At 63.0% G+C, this 21,908-nt stretch carries 18 protein-coding genes; all 18 read right to left on the reverse strand.

What is annotated here, in order from left to right; all coding sequences use genetic code 11:
- Positions 1–3: 3 nt before the first annotated feature.
- Positions 4–1,257: a cell division protein FtsZ gene (gene ftsZ, locus ACFIQF_RS01445; RefSeq protein WP_393939449.1), complete on the reverse strand. Its 1,254-nt coding sequence runs from the start codon at positions 1,255–1,257 to the stop codon at positions 4–6.
- A 165-nt stretch (positions 1,258–1,422) separates the two neighbouring features.
- The gene (gene ftsA, locus ACFIQF_RS01450) at positions 1,423–2,652 is read right to left on the reverse strand and encodes a cell division protein FtsA (protein ID WP_393939451.1); all 1,230 of its coding nucleotides are present in this window, start codon (positions 2,650–2,652) and stop codon (positions 1,423–1,425) included.
- A gap of 61 nt (positions 2,653–2,713) precedes the next feature.
- The gene (locus ACFIQF_RS01455) at positions 2,714–3,511 is read right to left on the reverse strand and encodes a cell division protein FtsQ/DivIB (protein WP_393939453.1); all 798 of its coding nucleotides are present in this window, start codon (positions 3,509–3,511) and stop codon (positions 2,714–2,716) included.
- Positions 3,512–3,529: 18 nt separating this feature from the next.
- On the reverse strand, positions 3,530–4,504 hold the full coding sequence (locus tag ACFIQF_RS01460) for a D-alanine--D-alanine ligase (RefSeq protein WP_393939454.1): 975 nt from the start codon (positions 4,502–4,504) through the stop codon (positions 3,530–3,532).
- Positions 4,501–5,934, reverse strand: a complete 1,434-nt coding sequence (gene murC / locus ACFIQF_RS01465; RefSeq protein ID WP_393939455.1) for a UDP-N-acetylmuramate--L-alanine ligase — start codon at positions 5,932–5,934, stop codon at positions 4,501–4,503. The genes ACFIQF_RS01460 and murC overlap by 4 nt, the downstream gene beginning before the upstream one ends.
- Positions 5,931–6,992 carry an undecaprenyldiphospho-muramoylpentapeptide beta-N-acetylglucosaminyltransferase gene (gene murG / locus ACFIQF_RS01470; RefSeq protein WP_393939456.1) on the reverse strand — a complete coding sequence of 354 codons (1,062 nt, stop codon included), beginning with the start codon at positions 6,990–6,992 and terminating at the stop codon, positions 5,931–5,933. The genes murC and murG overlap by 4 nt, the downstream gene beginning before the upstream one ends.
- Complete coding sequence (gene ftsW, locus ACFIQF_RS01475) at positions 6,989–8,257, reverse strand: putative lipid II flippase FtsW (RefSeq protein ID WP_393939457.1); 1,269 nt, start codon at positions 8,255–8,257, stop codon at positions 6,989–6,991. The genes murG and ftsW overlap by 4 nt, the downstream gene beginning before the upstream one ends.
- Positions 8,254–10,206, reverse strand: coding sequence for a UDP-N-acetylmuramoyl-L-alanine--D-glutamate ligase (gene murD / locus ACFIQF_RS01480; RefSeq protein ID WP_393939514.1), 1,953 nt, complete (start codon positions 10,204–10,206; stop codon positions 8,254–8,256). The genes ftsW and murD overlap by 4 nt, the downstream gene beginning before the upstream one ends.
- Before the next feature lie 52 nt (positions 10,207–10,258).
- Positions 10,259–11,437: a phospho-N-acetylmuramoyl-pentapeptide-transferase gene (mraY, locus tag ACFIQF_RS01485; RefSeq protein ID WP_393939458.1), complete on the reverse strand. Its 1,179-nt coding sequence runs from the start codon at positions 11,435–11,437 to the stop codon at positions 10,259–10,261.
- The gene (locus ACFIQF_RS01490; protein ID WP_393939515.1) at positions 11,431–12,846 is read right to left on the reverse strand and encodes a UDP-N-acetylmuramoyl-tripeptide--D-alanyl-D-alanine ligase; all 1,416 of its coding nucleotides are present in this window, start codon (positions 12,844–12,846) and stop codon (positions 11,431–11,433) included. The genes mraY and ACFIQF_RS01490 overlap by 7 nt, the downstream gene beginning before the upstream one ends.
- 2 nt (positions 12,847–12,848) lie before the next feature.
- The gene (locus tag ACFIQF_RS01495) at positions 12,849–14,366 is read right to left on the reverse strand and encodes a UDP-N-acetylmuramoyl-L-alanyl-D-glutamate--2,6-diaminopimelate ligase (RefSeq protein WP_393939459.1); all 1,518 of its coding nucleotides are present in this window, start codon (positions 14,364–14,366) and stop codon (positions 12,849–12,851) included.
- Positions 14,363–16,111, reverse strand: a complete 1,749-nt coding sequence (locus ACFIQF_RS01500) for a peptidoglycan D,D-transpeptidase FtsI family protein (protein WP_393939461.1) — start codon at positions 16,109–16,111, stop codon at positions 14,363–14,365. The genes ACFIQF_RS01495 and ACFIQF_RS01500 overlap by 4 nt, the downstream gene beginning before the upstream one ends.
- Positions 16,108–16,383, reverse strand: coding sequence for a cell division protein FtsL (gene ftsL / locus ACFIQF_RS01505; protein ID WP_393939516.1), 276 nt, complete (start codon positions 16,381–16,383; stop codon positions 16,108–16,110). Before ftsL ends, ACFIQF_RS01500 begins: the two co-directional genes overlap by 4 nt.
- Positions 16,384–16,426: 43 nt before the next feature.
- A complete protein-coding gene (rsmH, locus tag ACFIQF_RS01510) occupies positions 16,427–17,356 on the reverse strand; it encodes a 16S rRNA (cytosine(1402)-N(4))-methyltransferase RsmH (RefSeq protein ID WP_393939463.1) in 930 nt (309 codons plus the stop codon).
- A 7-nt stretch (positions 17,357–17,363) separates the two neighbouring features.
- Entirely contained in the window at positions 17,364–17,789 is a 426-nt protein-coding gene (mraZ, locus tag ACFIQF_RS01515) for a division/cell wall cluster transcriptional repressor MraZ (RefSeq protein WP_393939464.1), read from the reverse strand.
- 386 nt (positions 17,790–18,175) lie between these two features.
- Positions 18,176–19,492 (reverse strand): ATP-dependent protease ATPase subunit HslU, encoded by a 1,317-nt coding sequence (gene hslU / locus ACFIQF_RS01520; protein ID WP_393939466.1) that lies wholly within the window; start codon positions 19,490–19,492, stop codon positions 18,176–18,178.
- 68 nt (positions 19,493–19,560) lie between these two features.
- Positions 19,561–20,106 carry an ATP-dependent protease subunit HslV gene (hslV, locus tag ACFIQF_RS01525; protein WP_393939467.1) on the reverse strand — a complete coding sequence of 182 codons (546 nt, stop codon included), beginning with the start codon at positions 20,104–20,106 and terminating at the stop codon, positions 19,561–19,563.
- A 112-nt stretch (positions 20,107–20,218) separates the two neighbouring features.
- Positions 20,219–21,886 carry a hypothetical protein gene (locus tag ACFIQF_RS01530; RefSeq protein WP_393939469.1) on the reverse strand — a complete coding sequence of 556 codons (1,668 nt, stop codon included), beginning with the start codon at positions 21,884–21,886 and terminating at the stop codon, positions 20,219–20,221.
- Positions 21,887–21,908 lie beyond the last annotated feature (22 nt).

Below are 21,908 nucleotides of genomic sequence, written 5' to 3' on the forward strand. Positions count from 1 at the left end.
CGCTTAGTCAGCTTGCTTGCGCAGGAAGGCGGGGATTTCCAGGTCTTCCATGCCGCTGGACGACATGGCGTCCACGCGGGCCGATGCCGCGTTGCGACCAGTGCGCCAGACCGAAGGGGTCTTCTTGTCGGCGAAGTCGTTGGCAAAGCCGCTGCCCACCGCCACGGCTGCCGGTGCAGGCATGCCGCTCACAACACCTGCGCCGCCAATGGGCTGGGCGATGTAAGGCATGTCGTCCGTGCCGGTACGCTGGCCGACGCTGCCGGTGATGACCGACATCGGCTGGCGCTTGGCCGCAGGGCGCGACAGGCCGGTGGCCAGCACGGTCACGCGGATTTCGTCGCCCAAGGTTTCGTCGTAAGCGGCGCCGAAGATCACGTGCGACTCGGGCGATGCGTAAGCGTTGATGGTGCTCATGGCCTGGCGCGATTCGGCCAGCTTCAGGCTGTCCTTGGTAGCCGTCACCAGCACCAGAATGCCCTTGGCGCCCGACAGATCGATGCCTTCCAGCAGCGGGCAAGCCACGGCTTGCTCGGCCGCAATGCGGGCGCGGTCGGGGCCGCTGGCGGTGGCCGTGCCCATCATGGCCTTGCCTGGCTCGCTCATCACGGTCTTCACGTCGGCAAAGTCGACGTTGATGTAGCCGTGGTCGTTGATGATTTCCGAAATACCGCCCACGGCGTTCTTCAGCACATCATTGGCGTGCGCAAAAGCCTGGTCCTGGGTGATGTCGTCGCCCAGCACGTCGAGCAGCTTCTCGTTGAGCACCACGATCAGCGAATCCACATTCGCTTCGAGCTCGCTCAGGCCGCCGTCGGCGTTGGCCATGCGGCGCTTGCCTTCCCACTCGAAGGGCTTGGTCACCACGCCCACGGTCAGAATGCCCATTTCCTTGGCCACGCGGGCGATCACGGGAGCAGCGCCGGTACCGGTGCCGCCGCCCATGCCGGCGGTGATAAAGAGCATGTGCGAGCCGGCGATGGCCGAGCGGATGTCCTCGATCGCCGATTCAGCCGCTTCGCGACCGTTTTCCGGCTTGCTGCCAGCGCCCAGACCAGTGTCACCCAGCTGAATGACGCGGTGCGCGTGGCAGCGTTCCAGAGCCTGCGCATCGGTATTGGCCGAGATGAATTCCACACCCTGCACGCTGTTGGCGATCATGTGCTCGACCGCGTTGCCGCCGCCGCCGCCCACGCCGATCACCTTGATCTGGGTGCCCTGGTTGAACGTGTTGCCTTCATACATTTCGATGGTCATTGCCTGCTCCTCTCGCTCTCGCGTCAAAACTAAAAAAATGGGTTACGGTTAAGTCACTCTTCAATAAAAAACTGGTTCTCGGTGGCCCTATCGGTCGCCAGGGATCGTGCACCCGGGCAACTGGAGGGCTGCTTTGCGCCAGCCAACAAACGCTGTCATGCATGGTTAAAAGTTCCCCACAATAAAGTCCTTCAAACGCCCAAATGCGGTTTTGACTGAACCACTCTTTTGGGCCACCTTGTACCCGCGCAGGCGCGCCAGGCGGGCTTCTTCCAGCAGGCCCATGACGGTGGCAGCACGGGGCTGGGCCACCATCTCGGCCAGGGTGCCGGAATACTTGGGAATGCCGCGGCGCACGGGCTTGAGGAAGATGTCTTCCCCCAGCTCGACCATGCCCGGCATCACAGCGCTGCCGCCGGTGAGCACAATGCCCGACGACAGCACTTCCTCATAGCCAGAATCGCGGATGACTTGCTGCACCAGCGAAAAAATCTCTTCCACGCGCGGCTCGATCACACCGGCCAGCGCTTGCTTGGACAGCAGGCGCGGGCCGCGGTCGCCCAGGCCCGGCACATCGACCTGCGTGTCCGGATCGGCCAGCAGCTGTTTGGCACAGCCGCTTTCGACCTTGATGTCTTCCGCGTCCTTGGTGGGCGTGCGCAGCGCCATCGCGATGTCGCTGGTGATCAGGTCGCCAGCAATCGGAATCACGGCCGTGTGGCGAATAGCGCCGCCAGTAAAGATCGAGACATCGGTCGTGCCCGCGCCGATGTCGACCACTGCCACGCCCAGTTCGCGCTCGTCATCGGTCAGCACGGCCTGGCTCGATGCCAACGGGTTCAGCAGCAGCTGTTCCACTTCGAGGCCGCAGCGGCGCACGCATTTGATGATGTTCTCGGCCGCGCTTTGCGCACCGGTAACGATGTGGATCTTGGACTCCAGACGCAGGCCGCTCATGCCGATGGGCTCGCGCACATCCTGGCCGTCGATCGCAAACTCCTGCGGCTCCACCAGCAGCAGGCGCTGGTCCGACGGGATGTTGATCGCCTTGGCGGTATCGAGCACGCGGGCCACGTCGAGTGCCGAGACTTCCTTGTCCTTGACGGCCACCATGCCCTGCGAGTTGATGCCGCGGATATGGCTGCCGGTGATGCCGGTGTAGACGCGCTGGATGTTCAGATCGGCCATCAGCTCAGCCTCTTTGAGCGCCTGCTGAATGCTTTGCACCGTGGCATCGATGTTCACCACCACCCCGCGCTTGAGCCCGTTGCTGGGCGCCACGCCCAGGCCAGCCAGCTTCAGCTCACCGCTGCCCAGCACTTCGGCCACCACCACCATGACTTTGGCCGTGCCGATGTCCAGGCCCACCACTACGTCTTTGCTGTCTCGTGCCATGGTCAGTTGCCCTCGCTGATGGGGTGAATGGGTTGGTTCATGTTTCGCATCTCTGTGTGTTTTACTTTTTGGGTGCTGGTTTGGTGGCTGCTGCCGTGCCGGTGCTCACGCCCTGCATACGCACGGCATAACCATCGGCATGGCGCAGATCGGCCGAAAGCAATGCCGAAGCACTGCGCTTGTACATGCCGGTCACCTCCGGCAGCGACTCGACAAATTTGCGCACGCGCTCGCTCACCTCGGCTTGCGAGCCCTGGCCCATCTCGATCACCGCGCCCGATTGCAAGGTCGCGCGCCAGCTGCCGCTGTTCGATTCGTCGAGCGCTACCACGGGGTTGTCGATCTTGGCGAAAACCGGGGCCAGTGCCCGGAACATGCCCAGCGCCTCCATCGAGCGGCCCGTGCGGCCGGACAAATGGGGCAGGCTGCGCAGATCCGGGTCTGCAGAATCTCCTTCAAACATCTGGCCATCGCTGTTGAGCAGGCGCGATTCGCCCTCGGCTCCCCAGATGGCCGCCGCATCCTGCTCGGTGATCGTCACCGACAGCGTGTGCGGAAACTCGCGCTTGATGCGGGCCTGGCGCACCCAGGGCGCCTGCTCGAACGTCTTGCGCGTCTCATCGAGATCCATGGTGAAGAAATTGCCTTTGAGCGCCGGCATCACATTGGCCTGCAGCGAGACGGCGCTGTTGTGCTCCATCTCGCCCTGCACCACGATGCGGCTGATGTTCAGCGCCGGGTGCTGGATGGCCCAGCGCACGCCAGCGGCCAGCACGAGCGCGCCACAGCCCACGAACAAGGCTGTGGCCAGCATGTTCATCAGCTTGACGTCAAACGGCACTGGCATGGTCTGCTCCATGGCTCTTCAGTCCTTTGTTCAGTTTTCCGCGCCTTGGGCGGCGTCGGTGGAGGCCGATGCCAGCAGCAGCAGGCACAGGTCTTCGTAGCTCAAACCGGTGGCACGGGCAGCCATCGGCACCAGGGAATGGCCGGTCATGCCCGGCGAGGTGTTGATCTCCAGCAGGAAAGGCTTGTTGTCCGAGGCGCGCACCATCACGTCGGCACGCGACCAGCCGCGGCAGCCCAGCGTGCGGAAAGCCTTTTCGGCCAGCTCGCGGATCTCGCTCTCCAGCGCTGCGGGCAGCTCGCTCGGGCAGAAATACTGGGTGGTGTCGGTGAAGTACTTGTTCTGGTAGTCGTAGTTGCCTTCGGGCGCCACGATCTTGATCACCGGCAGCGCCTTCGCCGCACGCCCCTGGCCCAGCACGGCGCAGGTGGTTTCCACACCAGCAATGAACTGCTCACACAGCACTTCCGGGTCGTAGCGCGAAGCCAGCTCGTAAGCCTTGGCGCATTCTTCGGGCGTGCTCACCTTGGACAGGCCGATGGTCGAGCCTTCGCGGGCGGGCTTGACGATCATCGGCGCGCCCAGCGCGGCCAAGGCATCGCGCGTGTCTTGCGCGCTGGCGGCCATGCGCCATTCGGGCGTCGACAAACCTTCAAAGCGCCAGATGCGCTTGGTCATGATCTTGTCCATGGCGATGCTCGATGCCATCACGCCCGGGCCGGTATAGGGAATGCCCAGCAGCTCCAGCGCGCCTTGCACCGTGCCGTCTTCGCCGTGGCGGCCATGCAGTGCGATAAAGCAGCGCGCAAAGCCTTGCTTGCGCAGCTCGCCCAGGTCTTGCTCGGACGGGTCGAAGGCATGTGCATCCACACCCTTGGATTGCAAGGCCGCCAACACGCCTTTGCCGGACATCAGCGACACCTCGCGCTCGGCCGAGCTCCCGCCCAGCAACACCGCCACTTTGCCCAGGGCCTTGACATCAATTTGCATCTGCTTCTCGCTCATACCGCGCTCCCCTTTTGCGCACCTGGCTGCTGGCTCGCCAGCAATTCCACCACCTTGCCTGCCACTGAACCGATCGTGCCCGCGCCCATGCACAGCAGCACATCGCCATCCTTGGCGTGGTCGGCAATGGCTTGTGGCATATCGGCGATTTGCTCGACAAACACCGGCTCCACCTTGCCTGCCACGCGCACGGCGCGGGACAGCGCACGGCCGTCGGCCGCCACAATCGGCGCCTCGCCAGCGGCATAGACCTCGGCCAACAAAGCGGCGTCGACGCTGCCGATGACCTTGACGAAATCTTCAAAACAATCGCGCGTGCGGGTGTAGCGGTGCGGCTGGAAGGCCAGCACCAGACGCCGTCCCGGGAAGGCACCGCGAGCGGCCGCAATGGTGGCAGCCATTTCCACCGGGTGGTGGCCGTAATCGTCGATCACGGTGAAGTGGCCACCATCGGCCAGCTGGGCTTCGCCGTAGCGCTGAAAGCGCCGGCCCACACCCTTGAAACCTTGCAGTGCACGCAGCAGCGCTGCGTCGTCAATACCCAGCGCCATGGCCACACCGATGGCCGACAAGGCGTTGAGCACGTTATGCTCGCCAGGCAGGTTCAGCACCACGTCCAGATCAGGCAAAGCCTCGGGCGTGCGCCGCTGCACGGTGAAATGCATCTGGCCGTTGTCGGCACGCACGTTCACGGCGCGGATCTGTGCGCCTTCGTTCAAGCCGTAGCTCAGCACCGAGCAGGCCACACGGTCCACGATCTCGGCCACGGCCGGGCTGTCGGTGCAGACAATCGCCTTGCCGTAGAACGGCATGCGGTTGAGGAAGTCGACAAACGCAGATTGCAGGCGGCCAAAATCGTGGCCGTAGGTATCCATGTGGTCGGCGTCGATATTCGTCACCACCGCCATCACCGGCAGCAGGTTGAGGAAAGACGCGTCCGACTCATCGGCCTCGACCACGATGTACTCGCCGCTGCCCAGGCGCGCATTCGCGCCAGCGCTGTTGAGCTTGCCGCCGATCACAAAGGTCGGGTCCAGACCAGCCTCGGCCAGCACGCTGGTCACCAGGCTGGTGGTGGTGGTCTTGCCGTGCGTGCCGGCAATCGCAATGCCTTTGCGCAGGCGCATCAGCTCGGCCAGCATCTGGGCGCGCGGCACCACGGGAATATTCTTGGCGCGTGCGGCCAGCACTTCGGGGTTGTCCGCCTGCACGGCGGTAGACGTGACCAGCGCTTGCGCTTGTTCGATATGCGCTGCATCGTGGCCGACAAAAGTCTTGATGCCCGCCTGGCGCAAGTGTTGCAGCGTGGCGCTGTCAGACAGGTCCGAGCCCGACACCGCATAGCCCAGGTTGTGCAAAACCTCGGCAATACCGCTCATGCCGGCACCGCCGATCCCGACAAAATGAATTCTTTGGATGGCGTGTTTCATCGCGCCACCTCCTCGCAAGCATCCGCCACAGCTTGTGCGGCTTCCAGTTTCTGCATTGTTTTCGCCTTTTGCGCTTTTTCCACCAGCGTGGAGCGCTGCATATTTTCTAGCATTTCAGCCAGCTTTTGTGCGCTTAACACGCTTTGTTGCACCAGCCAGCCAGCGCCGGCATCGACCAGGAAACGGGCGTTCGCCGTCTGGTGGTCATCCACCGCTGCAGGGAAAGGCACAAACACTGCGGCAGCGCCCACAGCGGCCAGCTCGGTCACCGTGCTGGCACCTGCGCGGCAGACGATCACATCGGCATCGGCGTAGGCTTGCGCCGCGTCGTCGATGAACGGCGTCAAGGTGGCTTGCACGCCGGCCGCCGTGTAATTGGTCTGCAATGCGTCGATCTGCTTGGCGCCGCTTTGGTGCGTGACCTGCGGGCGCGTTGCCTCGGGGATCAGCGCCAGCGCTTGCGGCACCACTTCGTTCAAAGCCTTGGCGCCCAGCGAGCCGCCCACCACCAGCAAACGCAGCGGGCCGCTGCGGCCGGCAAAACGTGCGGCCGGTTCTGCTTGCTGCGTGAACTCTGCGCGCAAAGGGTTGCCCACCCACTTGCCGCCTGCAATAGCGTTGGGGAATGCGCTGAACACGCGCTTGGCGAAACGCGCCAGCAGCTTGTTGGACATGCCGGCCACCGAGTTCTGCTCGTGCAGCACGATGGGTACACCGGCCAGCACGGCAGCCAATCCGCCAGGCACCGTGATGTAGCCGCCCATGCCAACCACCACATCAGGTTTGACACGGCGCAGCACGGCCCGCGCTTGCGACAGCGCCTTGCCCAAACGCATGGGCAGGCCCAGCAAAGATGCCATGCCTTTGCCACGCACGCCGGAAAACTCCACCAGCTCCAGCGCAAAGCCACGCGGTGGCACCAGGCGCTCTTCCATGCTGCCGGGCGCGCCCAGCCAATGCACGGTCCAGCCGCGCTCGCGCAGCTCTTGCGCTACCGCGAGACCGGGGAAAATGTGGCCGCCAGTGCCGCCAGCCATGATGAGTGCGGTCTTGCTCATGGACGAGCCCCCCCGGTACTCAAGGCTTTGTTCTCGCAGTCGATGCGCAGCACGATGGCAATCGCCACCAGGTTCATCAAAATGGCTGATCCGCCAAAGCTCATCAGCGGCAAGGTCAGCCCCTTGGTGGGCAAAGCGCCCAGGTTCACGCCGGCGTTGATGAAGGTCTGGAAACCCAGCCACAGCGCCACGCCCTGCGCCACCAGGCCCGAGAAGATGCGATCCATGCGGATGGCCTGGCGGCCGATTTCCACAATGCGGCGGATCATGAAGAAGAACAAGCCCAACAACAGCACAATGCCGACCAAGCCCAGCTCCTCGCCGATCACGGCCAGCAGAAAGTCGGTGTGCGCCTCGGGCAACCAGTGCAGTTTTTCCACGCTGCCGCCCAGGCCGACACCAAAGATCTCGCCGCGACCAATGGCGATCAGCGAGTGCGACAGCTGGTAGCCTTTGCCCAGTGCGTGCTTTTCGCTCCAGGGATCGAGGTAGGCAAAAATGCGCTCGCGCCGCCATTCCGAGGTCATCACGATCAGCGCGAAAGCCGCCACCAGAATCAGTGCGATCAGGAAGAACATGCGGGCGTTGACGCCGCCCAGAAAGAGAATGCCCATGGCGATCACGGCGATCACCATGAAGGCGCCCATGTCCGGCTCGGCCAGCAGCAAAGCGCCCACAATGCCCACCGCCAAGCCCATGGGCAGCACGGCACGGAAGAAGCGCTCCTTGACTTCCATTTTGCGCACCATGTAGTCAGACGCATACATGATGACGGCGATCTTGGCCAACTCGGAAGGCTGGAAGTTCATGATGCCCAGCGACAGCCAGCGCCGCGCGCCGTTGACCACCGTGCCGACGTGCGGAATCAGCACCGCGATCAACATCAGGATCGAGCCGATGAACAGCCACGGCGCCCAGCGCTCCCAGACCTTCATCGGAATCTGGAAAGCCAGCACCGCCGCCACAAAGCCCAAGCCCACACTCAACAGGTGGCGCTGGAAGAAGTAGTAGTGCGCGATCTTGCCGAAGCGCGGGTTGTCCGGCATGGCGATCGAGGCCGAGAACACCATCACGATGCCCCAGGACAGAATGGCCACCACCAGCCAGATCAGCACCTGGTCGGCACCAAAGAAGCTCGCGGTGTTGGTGGGTGTCTGGCGGTATTCGTTGCCGCCCACCCGCACCGGCAGAATGTCCACCGGTTTCTCGCCCGCTGGCTTGAACCAGCCGGAGAATTTGCCACGCAGTCCGTCAGCAACGCTCATGGCTGCACCTCCAGACTCGTGCCCTTGTCCTCAGCGATGGCTGCCACGGCCTGGCAGAACACCTCGGCCCGGTAGGCGTAGTTTTTGAACATGTCCCAGCTCGCGCAGGCAGGCGACATCAGCACCGCATCGCCCGCATGGGCCTTTTGCGTGGCTTGTTGCACCGCCTCTTCCATGCTGCTGGCGTGCAGCAGCGGCACATGGCTGTCGGCCAAAGCGGCCTCGATCAGCGGCGCATCGCGACCAATCAGCACCACAGCGCGCGCATAGCGCACCACAGGTGCTGACAGCGGCGAGAAATCCTGGCCCTTGCCGTCGCCGCCCAAGATCAGCACGATCTTGCGCTCAGCGCCCAGGCCCATCAAGGCAGCCACAGTGGCACCGACGTTGGTGCCCTTGCTGTCGTCAAAATATTCAATATCGTCCACGATGCCGATCGGCTCGACGCGGTGGCGCTCGCCCCGGTATTCGCGCAGGCCGTAGAGCATGGGCGCCAAAGCCGCGCCCGCAGCGTGGCCCAAGGCCAAGGCAGCCAGAGCGTTCATGGCGTTGTGGCGGCCGCGGATACGCAAGGCATCCGCCGGCATCAGGCGTTGCAGGAACAACTCGTCTGCCGCGCTCTGGTTGCGCTTGGTGCTGGCACTGTTGCCATCGTCTTGCGCGCGCACCAGCCAGGCCATGCCGTTGACCACTTCCAGCCCCAGATCACCAGGCTGGCTGGGCGCGTCGCCACCAAAGGTGACGTGGGCGCGCAGTTGCGGGCGCTGCAGCTTGACGCGCACGGGCGGCGGCAGCATGTCCATCACCACGCGGTCGTCGCGGTTGAGCACCATCAGCGCGTGCTGGCCAAAAATCTTGGCCTTGGCTGCCGCGTAGGCTTGCATGCTGCCGTGCCAATCGAGGTGGTCTTGCGTGATGTTGAGCACCGTTGCGGCGGTGGGCTCGAAAGCATGGGCGTCTTCGAGCTGGAAGCTCGACAGCTCCAGCACCCAGGCTTGCGGCAGTGTCTGTGCGTCGATGCGCTCGGACAACGTGTCGAGCATGGCCGGGCCGATGTTGCCAGCGACTGCGGCCGACAGACCAGCGTGCTCCAGCAGTTGCCCGGTCAGCGAAGTCACGGTGGTCTTGCCATTGGTGCCAGTGATTGCCAACACCTTGGGCTGGTAGCCATGGGCTTGCGCCAGGCCTTGCAGCGCCAGCGAGAACAGATCGAGCTCACCGCTCACCGGCAAACCGATGGCGCGTGCTGCATCGGCCACCGGTGCCACCGCAGCCGGGCTGAGGCCGGGAGAGCGGTACACGGCGTTGATGCCTTGGCCGTCGATCAAGGCCGCACTGAACTCGCCTGCGACAAAGCGCACGCTGGGCAGCTCAGCCTGCAGTTGTGCCAGTTGTGGCGGAGTTTCGCGCGTATCAGCAACGATGACTTCGGCGCCGGCGCGCACGCACCAGCGAGCCATCGACAAACCGGAAGCGCCCAAACCCAGCACCAGCACGCGCTGGTTGAGCAAATGCTGCTCTTGCCCTTGGGGCCAGAGCACGGGCACAGGCGGCAGCTCGGGCGCGGCCTCAGCCTCGGGCACTTCGACGGCGGTAACTTCGCTGCTCGCCGAATCCGAAACACTGGGGTCGGCAAAAATCTGGGCCACAAAAGCGGCGGCATCCTTGGCTGCCGTCAAGGTGGACACATCGGGGATCGGCGCCATGGCAGGAGCGGGCTCAGCGACCGACTCCGGCGCTGGTACCGCTTCAGCTTCTTCCACTGCCTCTACTGCATCAGCATCAGCAACAACTTCAGTGTCTGCGCCTGCATCGGCAACCACATCGCTCACCGGCTCTGCAAGCACCACCGAATTCAGCTCAGCCGTGGCAGGCACTTGCTGATCCGTATTTTGCGCATCGTGGTGAGCAGCTTCCACAGCCGGCACAGCCGCAGCCACCGGAGGCATGGCATCCTCGGGCAGCGGTGTCTGGGGTTTGAAGTCTTCGGTATGCATGGTGTTACCTCAGCTTCAAAGTGGACAGGCCGATCAGGCACAGCAGCATGGTGATGATCCAGAAGCGAACCACGACCTGCGTCTCTTTCCAGCCGCTCTTTTCAAAGTGGTGGTGCAGCGGCGCCATCTTCAACAAGCGGCGGCCTTCGCCGTAGCGCTTCTTGGTGTACTTGAACCACATCACCTGCAGCATCACCGACACCGCCTCGGCCACAAACACGCCGCCCATGATGGCCAGCACGATTTCCTGGCGCACGATCACCGCGATGGTGCCCAGCGCACCGCCCAAAGCCAGCGCGCCCACATCGCCCATGAAAACCTGGGCCGGGTGCGTGTTGAACCACAGAAAAGCCAGGCCGGCGCCCAGCATGGCGCAGCAGAAAATCAGCAACTCACCGGCGCCACCAATGTGCGGAAACAGCAGGTAGCGCGAGAAGTTGATCGAGCCGGTGACATAGGCAAACACGCCCAGCGCCGAGCCCACCATGACCACGGGCATGATGGCCAGACCGTCGAGGCCGTCCGTCAGGTTGACGGCGTTGCTGGAGCCCACGATCACCAGATAGGTCAGGATGACAAAGCCCAGCACGCCCAGTGGGTAGCTCACTTCTTTGAAGAAAGGCACCATCAGGCCGGCCTTGGGCGGCAGATCAAGCGAGAAACCGGACTTGACCCAGTTGACGAACAGGCTCCAGACCTCGGCATTGGTGTTTTCGGAAATGCAGAACACCAGGTAGAGCGCAGCGCCCAGGCCGATGATCGATTGCCACATGTATTTCTCGCGTGAGCGCATGCCTTCGGGGTCTTTGTTGACCACCTTGCGCCAGTCGTCCACCCAGCCAATCGCGCCAAAACCGAAGGTCACCACCAGCACCACCCAGACAAAGCGGTTGGACAGGTCGAACCACAGCACGGTCGAAATCAGGATGGACAGCAAAATCAATACGCCGCCCATGGTGGGCGTACCGCTCTTGCTCAAATGCGATTGCATGGCGTAGCCACGGATCGGCTGGCCGATCTTCAGCGCGCTCAAGGTGCGAATCACCTTGGGACCAGCGGCCAGGCCGATGATCAGCGCTGTCAGCGCCGCCATCACGGCGCGGAAGGTGAGGTATTGGAAGATGCGCAGAAAACCGAATTCCGGCGACAGGCTTTGCAACCAGCTGGCGAGCAAGATCAGCATGCTGCCTCCCCGCAGGCTTTCGCCTCTTGGTCTGCATGGGCCTGCATGGCCTGCACTACTTGCTCCATCTTCATGAACCGCGAACCCTTAACCAACACACTGCCTGCCAGAGGCAGGGCTGCGCACACTGCCGCTTGCAGCGCTTGCATACTCTCGAAATGCCGTGCCGAGCCGCCAAACGCGGCAGCGGCAAACGCGCACTGGTCGCCCAGTGCAAAAAACTGGGGAATGCCTTTTTGCTGAGCCAAGGCACCAGCTTCGGCATGGAACTGCGGGCCGTTATCGCCCACCTCGCCCATATCGCCCAACACCAGCAATTGCGGTGCTGGCAGCTCACGCAATACCTCGATGGCGGCAGCCACCGAATCGGGGTTGGCGTTGTAGGTATCGTCCACCACCGTAATGCTGCGGCCAGCCAGTTGGACCGCCAAAGCCCGCGAGCGGCCTTTGACCGGCTCGAACGCCGTCAGTCCTTGCGCAATGGCGGCCAGCGGCACACCGGCCGCATGGGCACAAGCCGCAGCTGCCAAGGCGTTGCGCACGTTGTGGCGGCCAGCAATTTGCAATTGAACAGCAGCGCTGCCTGCGGGCGTATGCAGTTGCAGCGACCAAGCACCTGCGCCCCAGCGCACATCGCTGGCAAACACATGCGCGCCATCAGCCTGCTCGCCAAACAGCAGTACGCTGCGCGCACCAGCCAGTTCTTGCCACAGGGCGGTGTATTCGTCACCCGCCGGGAAGACAGCCACGCCATCTGCTGGCAAAGCGGTCAGCACCGTGCCGTTCTCACGCGCCACCGCTTCCACGGTGTGCATGAATTCCTGGTGCTCGCGCTGCGCGTTGTTGACCAAGGCCACTGTCGGCTGCGCCATGGCGGCCAGCACAGCAATCTCGCCGGGGTGATTCATACCCAGCTCTACCACGCCCACACGGTGGCTGGCTTGCAAGCCCAGCAAAGTGAGCGGCACGCCGATTTCGTTGTTCAAATTGCCGCGCGTGGCAAAGGCCGCATCGCCTGCGTAGGCGCGCAAGATGGCCGCGATCATTTGCGTGACCGTGGTTTTGCCATTGCTGCCGGTCACCGCCACCAGCGGCAAAGCAAACTGCTTGCGCCAGCCCGTGGCCAGTGCGCCCAGGCCCTTGAGCGCGTCGGGCACCACAATGCCGGGCAAGCCGGCTGCGCCTGGGTCGGCGCTGCACAGCGCAGCGGCCGCACCGGCAGCCTGGGCCTGGGGCAAAAACTGGTTGCCATCAAAGCGCTCACCCTGGAGCGCCACAAACAAATCACCGTTCTGCAAGCTGCGCGAATCCGAATGCACGCGTTGCAGCGCAACAGCGCCATCGCCCACCAGCCGGGCCTGTGGCAGTTGTTGCTGGATGAACCCCAGCGCCTGGTGCAGGGTCATCATTGTCATACGTTGTCTTTCCGCTTCACCAGCGCGGCACGGGCCTGCGCGGTGTCGAGAAACGGGTGCTTCACGCCCGCGATCTCTTGGTAATCTTCATGTCCCTTGCCAGCGACCAGGATCACGTCCTGGCTGGCTGCACGGCGCACGGCTTCTTCGATCGCGGCAGCGCGATCGGCCTGCACATGCCAGTGCGTGTTCTGCACCATGCCTTGCACGATGTCGTCGATGATGGCCAGCGGCTGCTCGCCGCGCGGGTTGTCGCTGGTCACGATCACTTCGTCGGCCTCGGCCTGCGCAATCCGGCCCATCTTGGGGCGCTTGCTGGCGTCGCGGTTACCACCGCAGCCAAACACGCACCAGAGCTTGCCGCTGCGCTGCACAGCCAGCGGGCGCAAGGCCTGCAGGGCTTTTTCCAGCGCATCGGGCGTGTGCGAATAATCCACGGCAATCAGGGGCGCACCCGCTTCGGCCACTTGCTCCATGCGGCCCGGCACGGCGGCCATGGTGGCGCAAGCATCCACAGCCTGCTGCAAGCTGGCGCCGAGCACTCGCAGGCTGGCCAGCACTTGCAGCAGATTGAGCACGTTGTATTGGCCGATCACCTGGCTGCGCAAGGTGACCGATGCAGTACCTTCCACCACCTCGAACACCAAACCACGATCGCCGCTGCGGATGTTTTGCGCCTGCAGCCGAGCCACGCCGGACTGCACCGACACGGTCCACAAATCCAGCGCAGAGCCAGCCAGCTCTTGCGCCAGCTGCGCGCCCTTGGCGTCGTCGATATTCACAACGGCCGCCTGCAGGCCGGGCCAGGCAAACAGCTCGCGCTTGGCGGCCCAGTAGGCTTCCATGCTGCCGTGGTAATCGAGATGGTCTTGCGTGAAATTGGTGAACAGCGCCAGCTTGATACGCGTGCCAGCCAAGCGGTGCTCGACGATGCCGATGGACGATGCCTCGATAGCGCAGGCGCCATAACCGGCATCGACAAAGCCGCGGAAAGCGCGTTGCAGCAAAACCGGGTCAGGCGTGGTCATGCCGGTCACATCCAGGCTGTGCGGCGGAACGCCCACACCCAGCGTGCCCACCATGGCACTGCCACGGTGCGACAGTACACCAGCCTCACACAAGTGCGTAACGGCCTGCGCCAGCCACCAGCTGATGCTGGTTTTGCCATTGGTGCCGGTAACGGCCAGCACATCAAGCGCCGCGCTGGGCTGCGCAAACCAAGCGTCGGCGATCAGGCCGGTAGCGGCTTTGAGCTCCGGCATGGCTGCCACGGGCAGGCCTTGCAGAGCAAACTGTTCCATGCCGGCCAGCTCTACCAGGCAAGCCACTGCACCGCGCTCCACCGCTTGCGCCACATAGGCGCGGCCATCGGTAACACCGCCTGGCCATGCGATGAAGGCATCACCGGGCTGGACCTTGCGGCTGTCGGTCTGCAAAGTGCCGGTGGTGACACGAGTGCGCAACCAGGCCACAGCCTGGTCTGCGTTATTCAAGAGCAGAGGCGTTGCGCTCATAGCGGTTGCTCCTCTACTTCTTGCGCCGTGATTTGCGGCTTGACCGACATGTCCGGCTGCACGCCCATCAGGCGCAGGGTTTGTTGCACCACTTCGCTGAACACGGGGCCGGCCACGGTACCGCCGTAGAAGCTGCCTTGCGAGGGCTCGTCGATCATGACGGCCACGATGATGCGGGGGTTTTCGATCGGCGCGATGCCGGTGAACCACGAGCGGTACTTGCCCACGGCATAGCCCTTGCCCTGTTGCTTACGAGCCGTACCGGACTTGCCACCAATCGAGTAGCCCACGGTCTGCGCCTTCTGGCCCGTACCACCTGGGCCGGCCGCCAGCCACAGCATGTGGCGCACCAGCTCGGCGGTCTTTTTAGAGAACACCGGCGTGCCTGCGGGACGGCCCTGGGTTTTGAGCATGGTGGCGGGGATGACATTGCCGTCGTTCGAGAACACGGTGTAGGAGCGCGCCATCTGAAACAGCGAAGCCGACAGGCCGTAGCCGTAGGAGATGGTGGCCTGCTCGACCGGCTTCCAGCTCTTCCAGGGGCGCAGGCGGCCGCTGGCCGCACCCGGGAAAGCGATTTGCGGCTTCTGGCCGTAGCCCAGCGCCGAGTGCACGTTCCACATCTCCTGCGGCGACATTTTTTGCGCCACCTTGAGCGAGCCGATATTGCTCGACTTCTGGATCACGCCATCCACCGTCAGGGCGCCGTAGTTGTGCGTATCCGAAATGGTGAACCCGCCGATCGCATAGCGGCCCGGCGAGGTGTCGATGATGGTGGTGTTCTTGACGCGGCCCAACTCCAGCGCGGTGCCGATGGTGATGGGCTTCATCGTCGAGCCGGGCTCGAAGGTGTCGGTGATGGCGCGGTTGCGCAGCTGCTCGCCGGTCAGGCGCAGGCGGTTGTTCGGGTCGTAGCTGGGGAAGTTGGCCAGCGCCAGCACTTCGCCGGTGTGGGCATCGAGCACCACCACGCTGCCGGCCTTGGCCTTGAAGGCAGCCACCTGGTCGCGCAGCTTCTGGTAGGCAAAGAACTGCACCTTGCTGTCGATCGACAGCTGGATGTCCTGGCCCTCTTGCGGCGGGGTTTCCACGCCCACGCCTTCGACGACGCGGCCCAGGCGGTCTTTGATCACGCGGCGCGAGCCGGCCTTGCCAGCCAGCTCTTTGTCAAACGCCAGCTCCATGCCTTCCTGGCCATGGTCTTCCACATTGGTAAAGCCCACCACGTGGGCGGCCGATTCACCTTCGGGGTACTGGCGCTTGTATTCCTTGCGCAGGTAGATGCCTTTGACATCGAGCGCCTTGATCTTTTGGCCGATGTCCCAATCCAACTGACGCTTGACCCAGACAAAACTCTTGTCCTCGTCGGCCAGCTTGGCATCGAGCTGTGCATAAGGCATGTTCATCAGCTTGGCGATCTCGCGCAGCTTGGCCTTGATGGCCGGGTCGTTCTGGTCCACGTCTTCCGGAATTGCCCAGATGCTGGCCGCTGGCACGCTGGAAGCCAGAATCAGCCCATTGCGATCGAGCAGGCGGCCGCGGTTGGCGGGCAGCTCGATGGTGCGCGCAAAACGCACTTCACCCTGGCGCAGGAAAAAGTCGTTGCCAATCACCTGCACATAGGCAGCGCGGCCAATCAAAATCATGAAGCCGGCAGCCAGCGCCAGCATGATGAAGCGGCTGCGCCACATGGGCGTGCGCTCGGCCAGCAAGGGGCTGGTGGAGTAGCGCATGTCCTTGCTCATCGGGCAGCTCCCGGCTCTTGCACGTACACCGTCACGGCTGGCGTGGTCGTTTGCATGCCGATCTTGTCGCGCGCCAGTTGCTCCAGGCGCAGCGGTGTGGCCTGGGCGCGTTTTTCCACCTGCAGGCGCTGCTGGTCGGTCTCCAGCTGGCGCGCCTGCGCCAGCGTGTGATCGAGCTCGGTGAACAGCTTGCGCGATTCATACTGCGACTGCACCAGCGCCATGGCACTGACGATGGTCACAATGAGCAAGAGGATATTCAGGCGCAGCAGCACAGATATCCTTTCTTGCCATGGGTGACCAGCGCTTGCGTCTTCATGCAGCCACCTCGGTACGTTCAGCCACGCGCATCACCGCACTGCGTGCGCGAGCGTTGGCCTCGACTTCCGCCTCGCTGGGCTTGAGGCGCTCCAGCGCCTTCAGCCGCATGGGCTGCGGTGCCGCAAACGGCGCGCGGCGGTCATACACTTCCTTGGAGTGCTTGGCGATGAATTGCTTGACGATGCGGTCTTCCAGCGAGTGGAAGCTGATCACCACCAGGCGCCCGCCCGGCGCCAGCACGCGCAGGCTGGCCGCTAGCGCCTGCTCGAGCTCCTCCAGCTCGGCATTGATGAAAATCCGAAAAGCTTGGAATGTGCGCGTGGCAGGGTTTTGCCCAGCCTCGCGGGTCTTGACTGCGCCAGCCACGAGCTCGGCCAGATCGGCAGTGGTGGCAACTGGCGTGCCAGCCTCCCGCCGCGCAACAATCGCCTTTGCAATGGGGCCAGCAAACCGTTCTTCACCGAAGTCACGTATCACCTCCGCAATCTGCTGTGTTTCCGCCTCTTGCAACCACTCGGCCACGCTTTGGCCCCGGGTGGTATCCATGCGCATGTCGAGTGGGCCGTCGAAGCGAAAGCTGAACCCACGCGCGGGAGAGTCGATCTGTGGCGAGCTCACGCCCAGATCCAGCAATACGCCAGCTACCGAGCCGGCTGGCAAATCGGCCAGATGACTGAAGCCTTCGTGGCGAATCGAAAAACGCTGGTCATCAATACGGCCGGCCTCGGCAATCGCCTCGACATCCTTGTCGAAAGCAATCAGCCGCCCAGCGGGCGGCAGTTGCGAGAGGATGCGGCGCGAATGCCCGCCCCGGCCGAAAGTGCCGTCTACAAATACCGGCTCTGGTCCCACTGTCGCCTGCAAGAGCGCGTCAACCGCCTCCTGCAGCAAGACGGTGGTGTGTTGGTAGTTCTTGGTTTCCACACGCACCTCAGAATGCAAAATCTTTCAACGCCTCAGGCGTCATCTTTTCCAGCTCCGCCGCCACCTTGGCGTCGTAGGTCGCCTTGTCCCACAACTCCAGATAGCTGCCCATGCCCATCAGCATCGCGTCCTTGGTAATACCGACGGCTGCACGCAGCTCCGGCGACACCAGCACGCGGCCAGTGGCATCGGGCTCCACTTCCATGGCATTGCCCAGAAACATGCGCTTGAACCACTGTGCATCGAGCGGCAGCTTGGCAATGCGGGCACTGAACACTTCCCACTCGTCCTTGGGGAAAATCATCAAGCAGCCATGGGGATGGCGCGTGATGGTGACCGGGCCACCCGCTTGCACCAGCGCGTCACGATGCCGGGTCGGTATCGACAACCGACCCTTGGCATCAAGGCTGAGTGAAGAGGCTCCCTGGAACACGGCTGGTCTTTATGGCTGGTTAGAGGTTGGAAAGTGCACTTTCTCCCACAAAATTGCACTTTTCCCCACTGTAGCAGGAATTACCCAGGCGACCAATCAGCCCCACAATCATTTGCAATGAAAAGACAAATAAATCAAGGACTTATCCGAGCATTGCAAGCATTTTCGATAAAAAATTATTGTTAATTCATAAGCACTTAGCTTCAGCTCTGTATCCAGACTCTCAGCAGTTTTGGCATGCTTTGTGCTGAAACACAAAAGCGTTTAGTTACAAATTGACAATAGGTATCGACAACGAAAAACCAATCACCACCATAAAAGCAAGCGCCCGCCAACTTGTGGCGAGCGCTGTACGAAATCATACGCCGGAATACCGGCGATTTGCTCTACAAAATATAGCGCGAGAGGTCTTCGTTCTTGCTGAGCGAGCCCAGCTTGCCGTCAACGTAGGCTGCATCGATGCGCACGCTCTGGCCGTCCAGTTTGACGGCGTCAAAGCTCACCTCTTCCAGCAAGCGCTCCATCACGGTGGACAAGCGGCGGGCGCCGATGTTCTCGGTGCGCTCGTTCACATCAAAAGCGATGTGCGCCAGGCGCGTGATGCCATCGGGCTGGAAATCCAGCGTGACGCCTTCGGTGGCCAGCAGTGCCTGGTATTGTTTGACCAGCGACGCGTGGGTCTGCGTCAGAATCGCCTCAAAGTCTTGCACCGACAGCGATTCCAGCTCTACCCGGATCGGGAAACGGCCTTGCAGCTCGGGAATCAGATCGCTGGGCTTGGCCAGGTGGAAAGCGCCCGAGGCGATGAACAGAATGTGGTCGGTCTTGACCATGCCGTACTTGGTGGACACGGTGGTGCCTTCCACCAAAGGCAGCAGGTCGCGCTGCACACCCTGGCGCGAAACGTCGGCAGCACTGCTTTCCTGGCGGGCGGCCACCTTATCGATTTCGTCGATAAAGACGATGCCGTTCTGCTCCAGGTTCTCGATGGCGCGGGATTTCACGTCGTCCTCGTTGACCAGTTTGGCGGCCTCTTCGTCCGTGGCCAGTTGCAGCGCCTCGGCGATCTTGAGCTTGCGCGTTTTGCGCTTTTCCTGGCCCATCTGGCTGAACATGCCGCGCAACTGCTCGGCCATCTCTTCCATGCCCTGCGGACCCATGATCTCGATCTGCGGCTTGGCCTCGGCCAGGTCAATCTCGATCTCCTTGTCGTTGAGCTCGCCCTGGCGCAGCTTTTTGCGGAAGATCTGGCGCGTATTGCTGTCAGGCGCGGCCTCGCCGGTGCGGGCGGGTGGCAGCAGCACATCGAGAATGCGCTCTTCGGCCGCATCTTCGGCGCGGGCGCGCAGCTTTTTCACATCAGAGGCGCGGGTCTGCTTGATTGCCACTTCGGCCAGATCGCGGATGATGGCGTCCACATCCTTGCCGACATAACCCACTTCAGTGAACTTGGTGGCCTCCACCTTGATGAAGGGCGCATCGGCCAGCTTGGCCAGGCGGCGGGCGATCTCGGTCTTGCCCACGCCGGTGGGGCCGATCATCAGAATATTCTTGGGCGTGATTTCCTGGCGCAGGCCGTCTGCGACCTGCTGGCGGCGCCAGCGGTTGCGCAGCGCAATGGCCACGGCACGCTTGGCCTGGTTCTGGCCGACGATATGGTTGTCGAGTTCGGAAACGATTTCCTGGGGTGTCATCGATGACATGGCAAATTCCGGTTGAGCGCCCGCCAGGCAAGCGCTGATAGCTATCAATCCAGTGAGTCGTTATGCGCTTACAGCGTCTCGATCGTGTGGTGCATATTGGTGTAAATGCAGAGCTCGCCGGCAATGCCCAGCGATTTGCGCACCACTTCTTCGGCCGACAGATCGGTGTTGTTCAGCAAGGCCTTGGCGGCCGAGTGCGCATAGGCACCACCCGAACCAATGGCCACAATGCCCTGCTCGGGCTCCAGCACATCGCCATTGCCGGTGATGATGAGCGAGGCGCTGTGGTCGGCCACCGCCAGCATGGCCTCCAGGCGGCGCAGCACGCGGTCGGTGCGCCAGTCCTTGGTCAGCTCAATGGCCGCCCGCGTCAGCTGGCCCTGGTGCTTGTCGAGCTTGGCCTCAAAGCGCTCGAACAGGGTGAAAGCATCTGCCGTGGCCCCGGCAAAACCTGCCAGCACCTTGCCGTTGTAGAGCTTGCGCACCTTGCGCGCCGTGCCCTTGACCACGATATTGCCCAGGGTGACCTGGCCGTCGCCGCCGATAGCGACCTGGATGCCTTGCGGGGTTTCGCGCCGCACGCTGAGGATGGTTGTGCCGTGATACTGTTCCATAGTCAGGCCTATATGGAGGCCCTATCTGCCTTTCCAAGACGGGCACCCATGAATAAAAGCCATAAAAAAACGCACCTCATAGTGCGTTTTTTGTGAGGTGGCCGGGCAACGCTCAGTTTTCGCGCTGATTGACGATGGAATGCTCGTTGATGCCGATCAGGTTGAAGAACACCGCATTCAGGCGGTGCAGGTTGCTGAAGCGCACCAGGGCGTTCTTCTGCTGGCACTCGGCTACCCAGTTCAGCACCGAGCCGGCGGCGACGAAATCGATGCGCATCAGGCGATCGCAGCGCACCGTGAATGGCCGGCCGGGTTCGACCAGCGGCGTGTACGGCTCCAGCAGGGCGGTGGCATCGCCTTCGACAATGCCTTCGAGCACGCCGTGCGGGCCATCGACAGTCGATGGCTTTTTCATGTCGGGCAGCTCCGAAGGCGCCAGCAGCGAATCGAGCACCGGTTTGGCCGGGCTGCGTTGGCTGTCGCTTGAGAACTCCAGCTTGGGCGCAATCCAGGAAGGCGGCGAGACCTCGTAGGTCACGCAGTAATCCAGTGCAGCGGCTTCAAAATCCAGCTCCAGGCCCATCAGGCGCAAAAGCGCCATGCGCAGCGACCAGCGGTCTTCGGCAATGGATTTGTCGCCCACCGGGGTTTCGCTCTCCAGCAAAGCCAGCAGCTTGTCGGTGCCGACAAAGGTCACGCGTACCTCGGGCCGCTCTGCCCAGTAGCGGAACAAGGTGAGCAAGGGCGTAACCACCTCGTCGCGCACCTCGGTCACGCGCGACCAGTTCAGCGTCCACGGTGGTGCAAAGCGCTTGAGATTGCCTTGCAAGCCGGCCAAGGCGGCCGCGCTCAGCGCTGGCGGCGCCTGCCAGTTCAGGTTGCGGGCGGCGCCTGCGGCTTCTTCCGCCTGGGCTTTGGCGCCCAACTGCTCGGGCATGGAGAACCATACCGGGGCCGAGCGGCCGTATTTGCTGGCGAACTCGATGGCATGGAAATCGAACTTGGTCTGGTCGCCGGTGGCGCGGTACAGATCGAACAAGGTGAGCCAGACGGTCAGCTGACCCATCAGATCGCCGCTGCGCTGCTGCACCAGGGCCAGCAACGAGGCCTCGGCGCCAGCGGTATCGCCATTGGCGTACAGCACGGCGGCCTCTTCCAGATCCACGTCATGGATAAAGCGACCAGACTCGACCTGCTCGTCAAACGCCGCCGGCGCCAAAGCGGCAGGGGCTACCGGCGCAGGGGCGGCTTGCGCTTGCAGCGGCGTGGGAGCGGAAATCACGGCTTCAGCCGGAACCGGCGCAGAAGTCGGGCCTGGCGGCACGGGAGCGGTGGTTTCGCCATCGGTCACCGCAGGCGCTGCAGGCGGCTGGCCTTCGCCGGCCCACCACTGCTTGGACATCTGCTGCTCGATCTCGTTGATCTTTTCGATGGTGTTGGCCGGGTGCACCGGCTTGGCGCTCTTGGACGAGAGCGAATCATCGGCCATGGCGGCCTCGAGAATAGCCGAGGAGCTGCGAGCGCCCAGGCCTTCGGCGGAGCCGGTGGATTTGTTGGCTTCGCGCCGGATCTTGCGCAGCTGATCAAACTCCAGCTTGCGCACGAAATCATTGCGCCGCTTGCGCTCCATGATCTCTTTGAGCGCTTGCTTGGAGAGCTGCTCTTCCGTGTTTTCAGCATCGGGCGTTTTGTCCAACTCCGACCACTGCGTGGTCGGTTTGGTCACAAAGCGCACGACTTTGGACAACAACCCCCTGCTCGGCTTTTCCGCCTCACTCATGCTTTCTCCCTCTGTGTTGTCC

It is taken from the genome of Comamonas trifloxystrobinivorans (genome assembly GCF_043359985.1).
In the GTDB taxonomy this organism is placed as follows: domain Bacteria; phylum Pseudomonadota; class Gammaproteobacteria; order Burkholderiales; family Burkholderiaceae_C; genus Comamonas; species Comamonas trifloxystrobinivorans.

Excerpts from the sequence above, each read along its gene's own strand:
- ftsZ (WP_393939449.1), bottom strand. The coding sequence starts at position 1,257 with ATGACCATCGAAATGTATGAAGGCAACACGTTCAACCAGGGCACCCAG.
- ACFIQF_RS01530 (WP_393939469.1), bottom strand. The coding sequence starts at position 21,886 with ATGAGTGAGGCGGAAAAGCCGAGCAGGGGGTTGTTGTCCAAAGTCGTG.
- ACFIQF_RS01500 (WP_393939461.1), bottom strand. The coding sequence starts at position 16,111 with ATGAGCAAGGACATGCGCTACTCCACCAGCCCCTTGCTGGCCGAGCGC.
- murG (WP_393939456.1), bottom strand. The coding sequence starts at position 6,992 with ATGAGCAAGACCGCACTCATCATGGCTGGCGGCACTGGCGGCCACATT.
- murD (WP_393939514.1), bottom strand. The coding sequence starts at position 10,206 with ATGCCTCCGGTGGCTGCGGCTGTGCCGGCTGTGGAAGCTGCTCACCAC.
- ftsW (WP_393939457.1), bottom strand. The coding sequence starts at position 8,257 with ATGAGCGTTGCTGACGGACTGCGTGGCAAATTCTCCGGCTGGTTCAAG.
- ACFIQF_RS01455 (WP_393939453.1), bottom strand. The coding sequence starts at position 3,511 with ATGGAGCAGACCATGCCAGTGCCGTTTGACGTCAAGCTGATGAACATG.
- hslV (WP_393939467.1), bottom strand. The coding sequence starts at position 20,106 with ATGGAACAGTATCACGGCACAACCATCCTCAGCGTGCGGCGCGAAACC.
- ACFIQF_RS01460 (WP_393939454.1), bottom strand. The coding sequence starts at position 4,504 with ATGAGCGAGAAGCAGATGCAAATTGATGTCAAGGCCCTGGGCAAAGTG.
- hslU (WP_393939466.1), bottom strand. The coding sequence starts at position 19,492 with ATGTCATCGATGACACCCCAGGAAATCGTTTCCGAACTCGACAACCAT.
- ACFIQF_RS01490 (WP_393939515.1), bottom strand. The coding sequence starts at position 12,846 with ATGATGACCCTGCACCAGGCGCTGGGGTTCATCCAGCAACAACTGCCA.
- murC (WP_393939455.1), bottom strand. The coding sequence starts at position 5,934 with ATGAAACACGCCATCCAAAGAATTCATTTTGTCGGGATCGGCGGTGCC.
- ftsA (WP_393939451.1), bottom strand. The coding sequence starts at position 2,652 with ATGGCACGAGACAGCAAAGACGTAGTGGTGGGCCTGGACATCGGCACG.
- mraY (WP_393939458.1), bottom strand. The coding sequence starts at position 11,437 with ATGCTGATCTTGCTCGCCAGCTGGTTGCAAAGCCTGTCGCCGGAATTC.
- ACFIQF_RS01495 (WP_393939459.1), bottom strand. The coding sequence starts at position 14,366 with ATGAGCGCAACGCCTCTGCTCTTGAATAACGCAGACCAGGCTGTGGCC.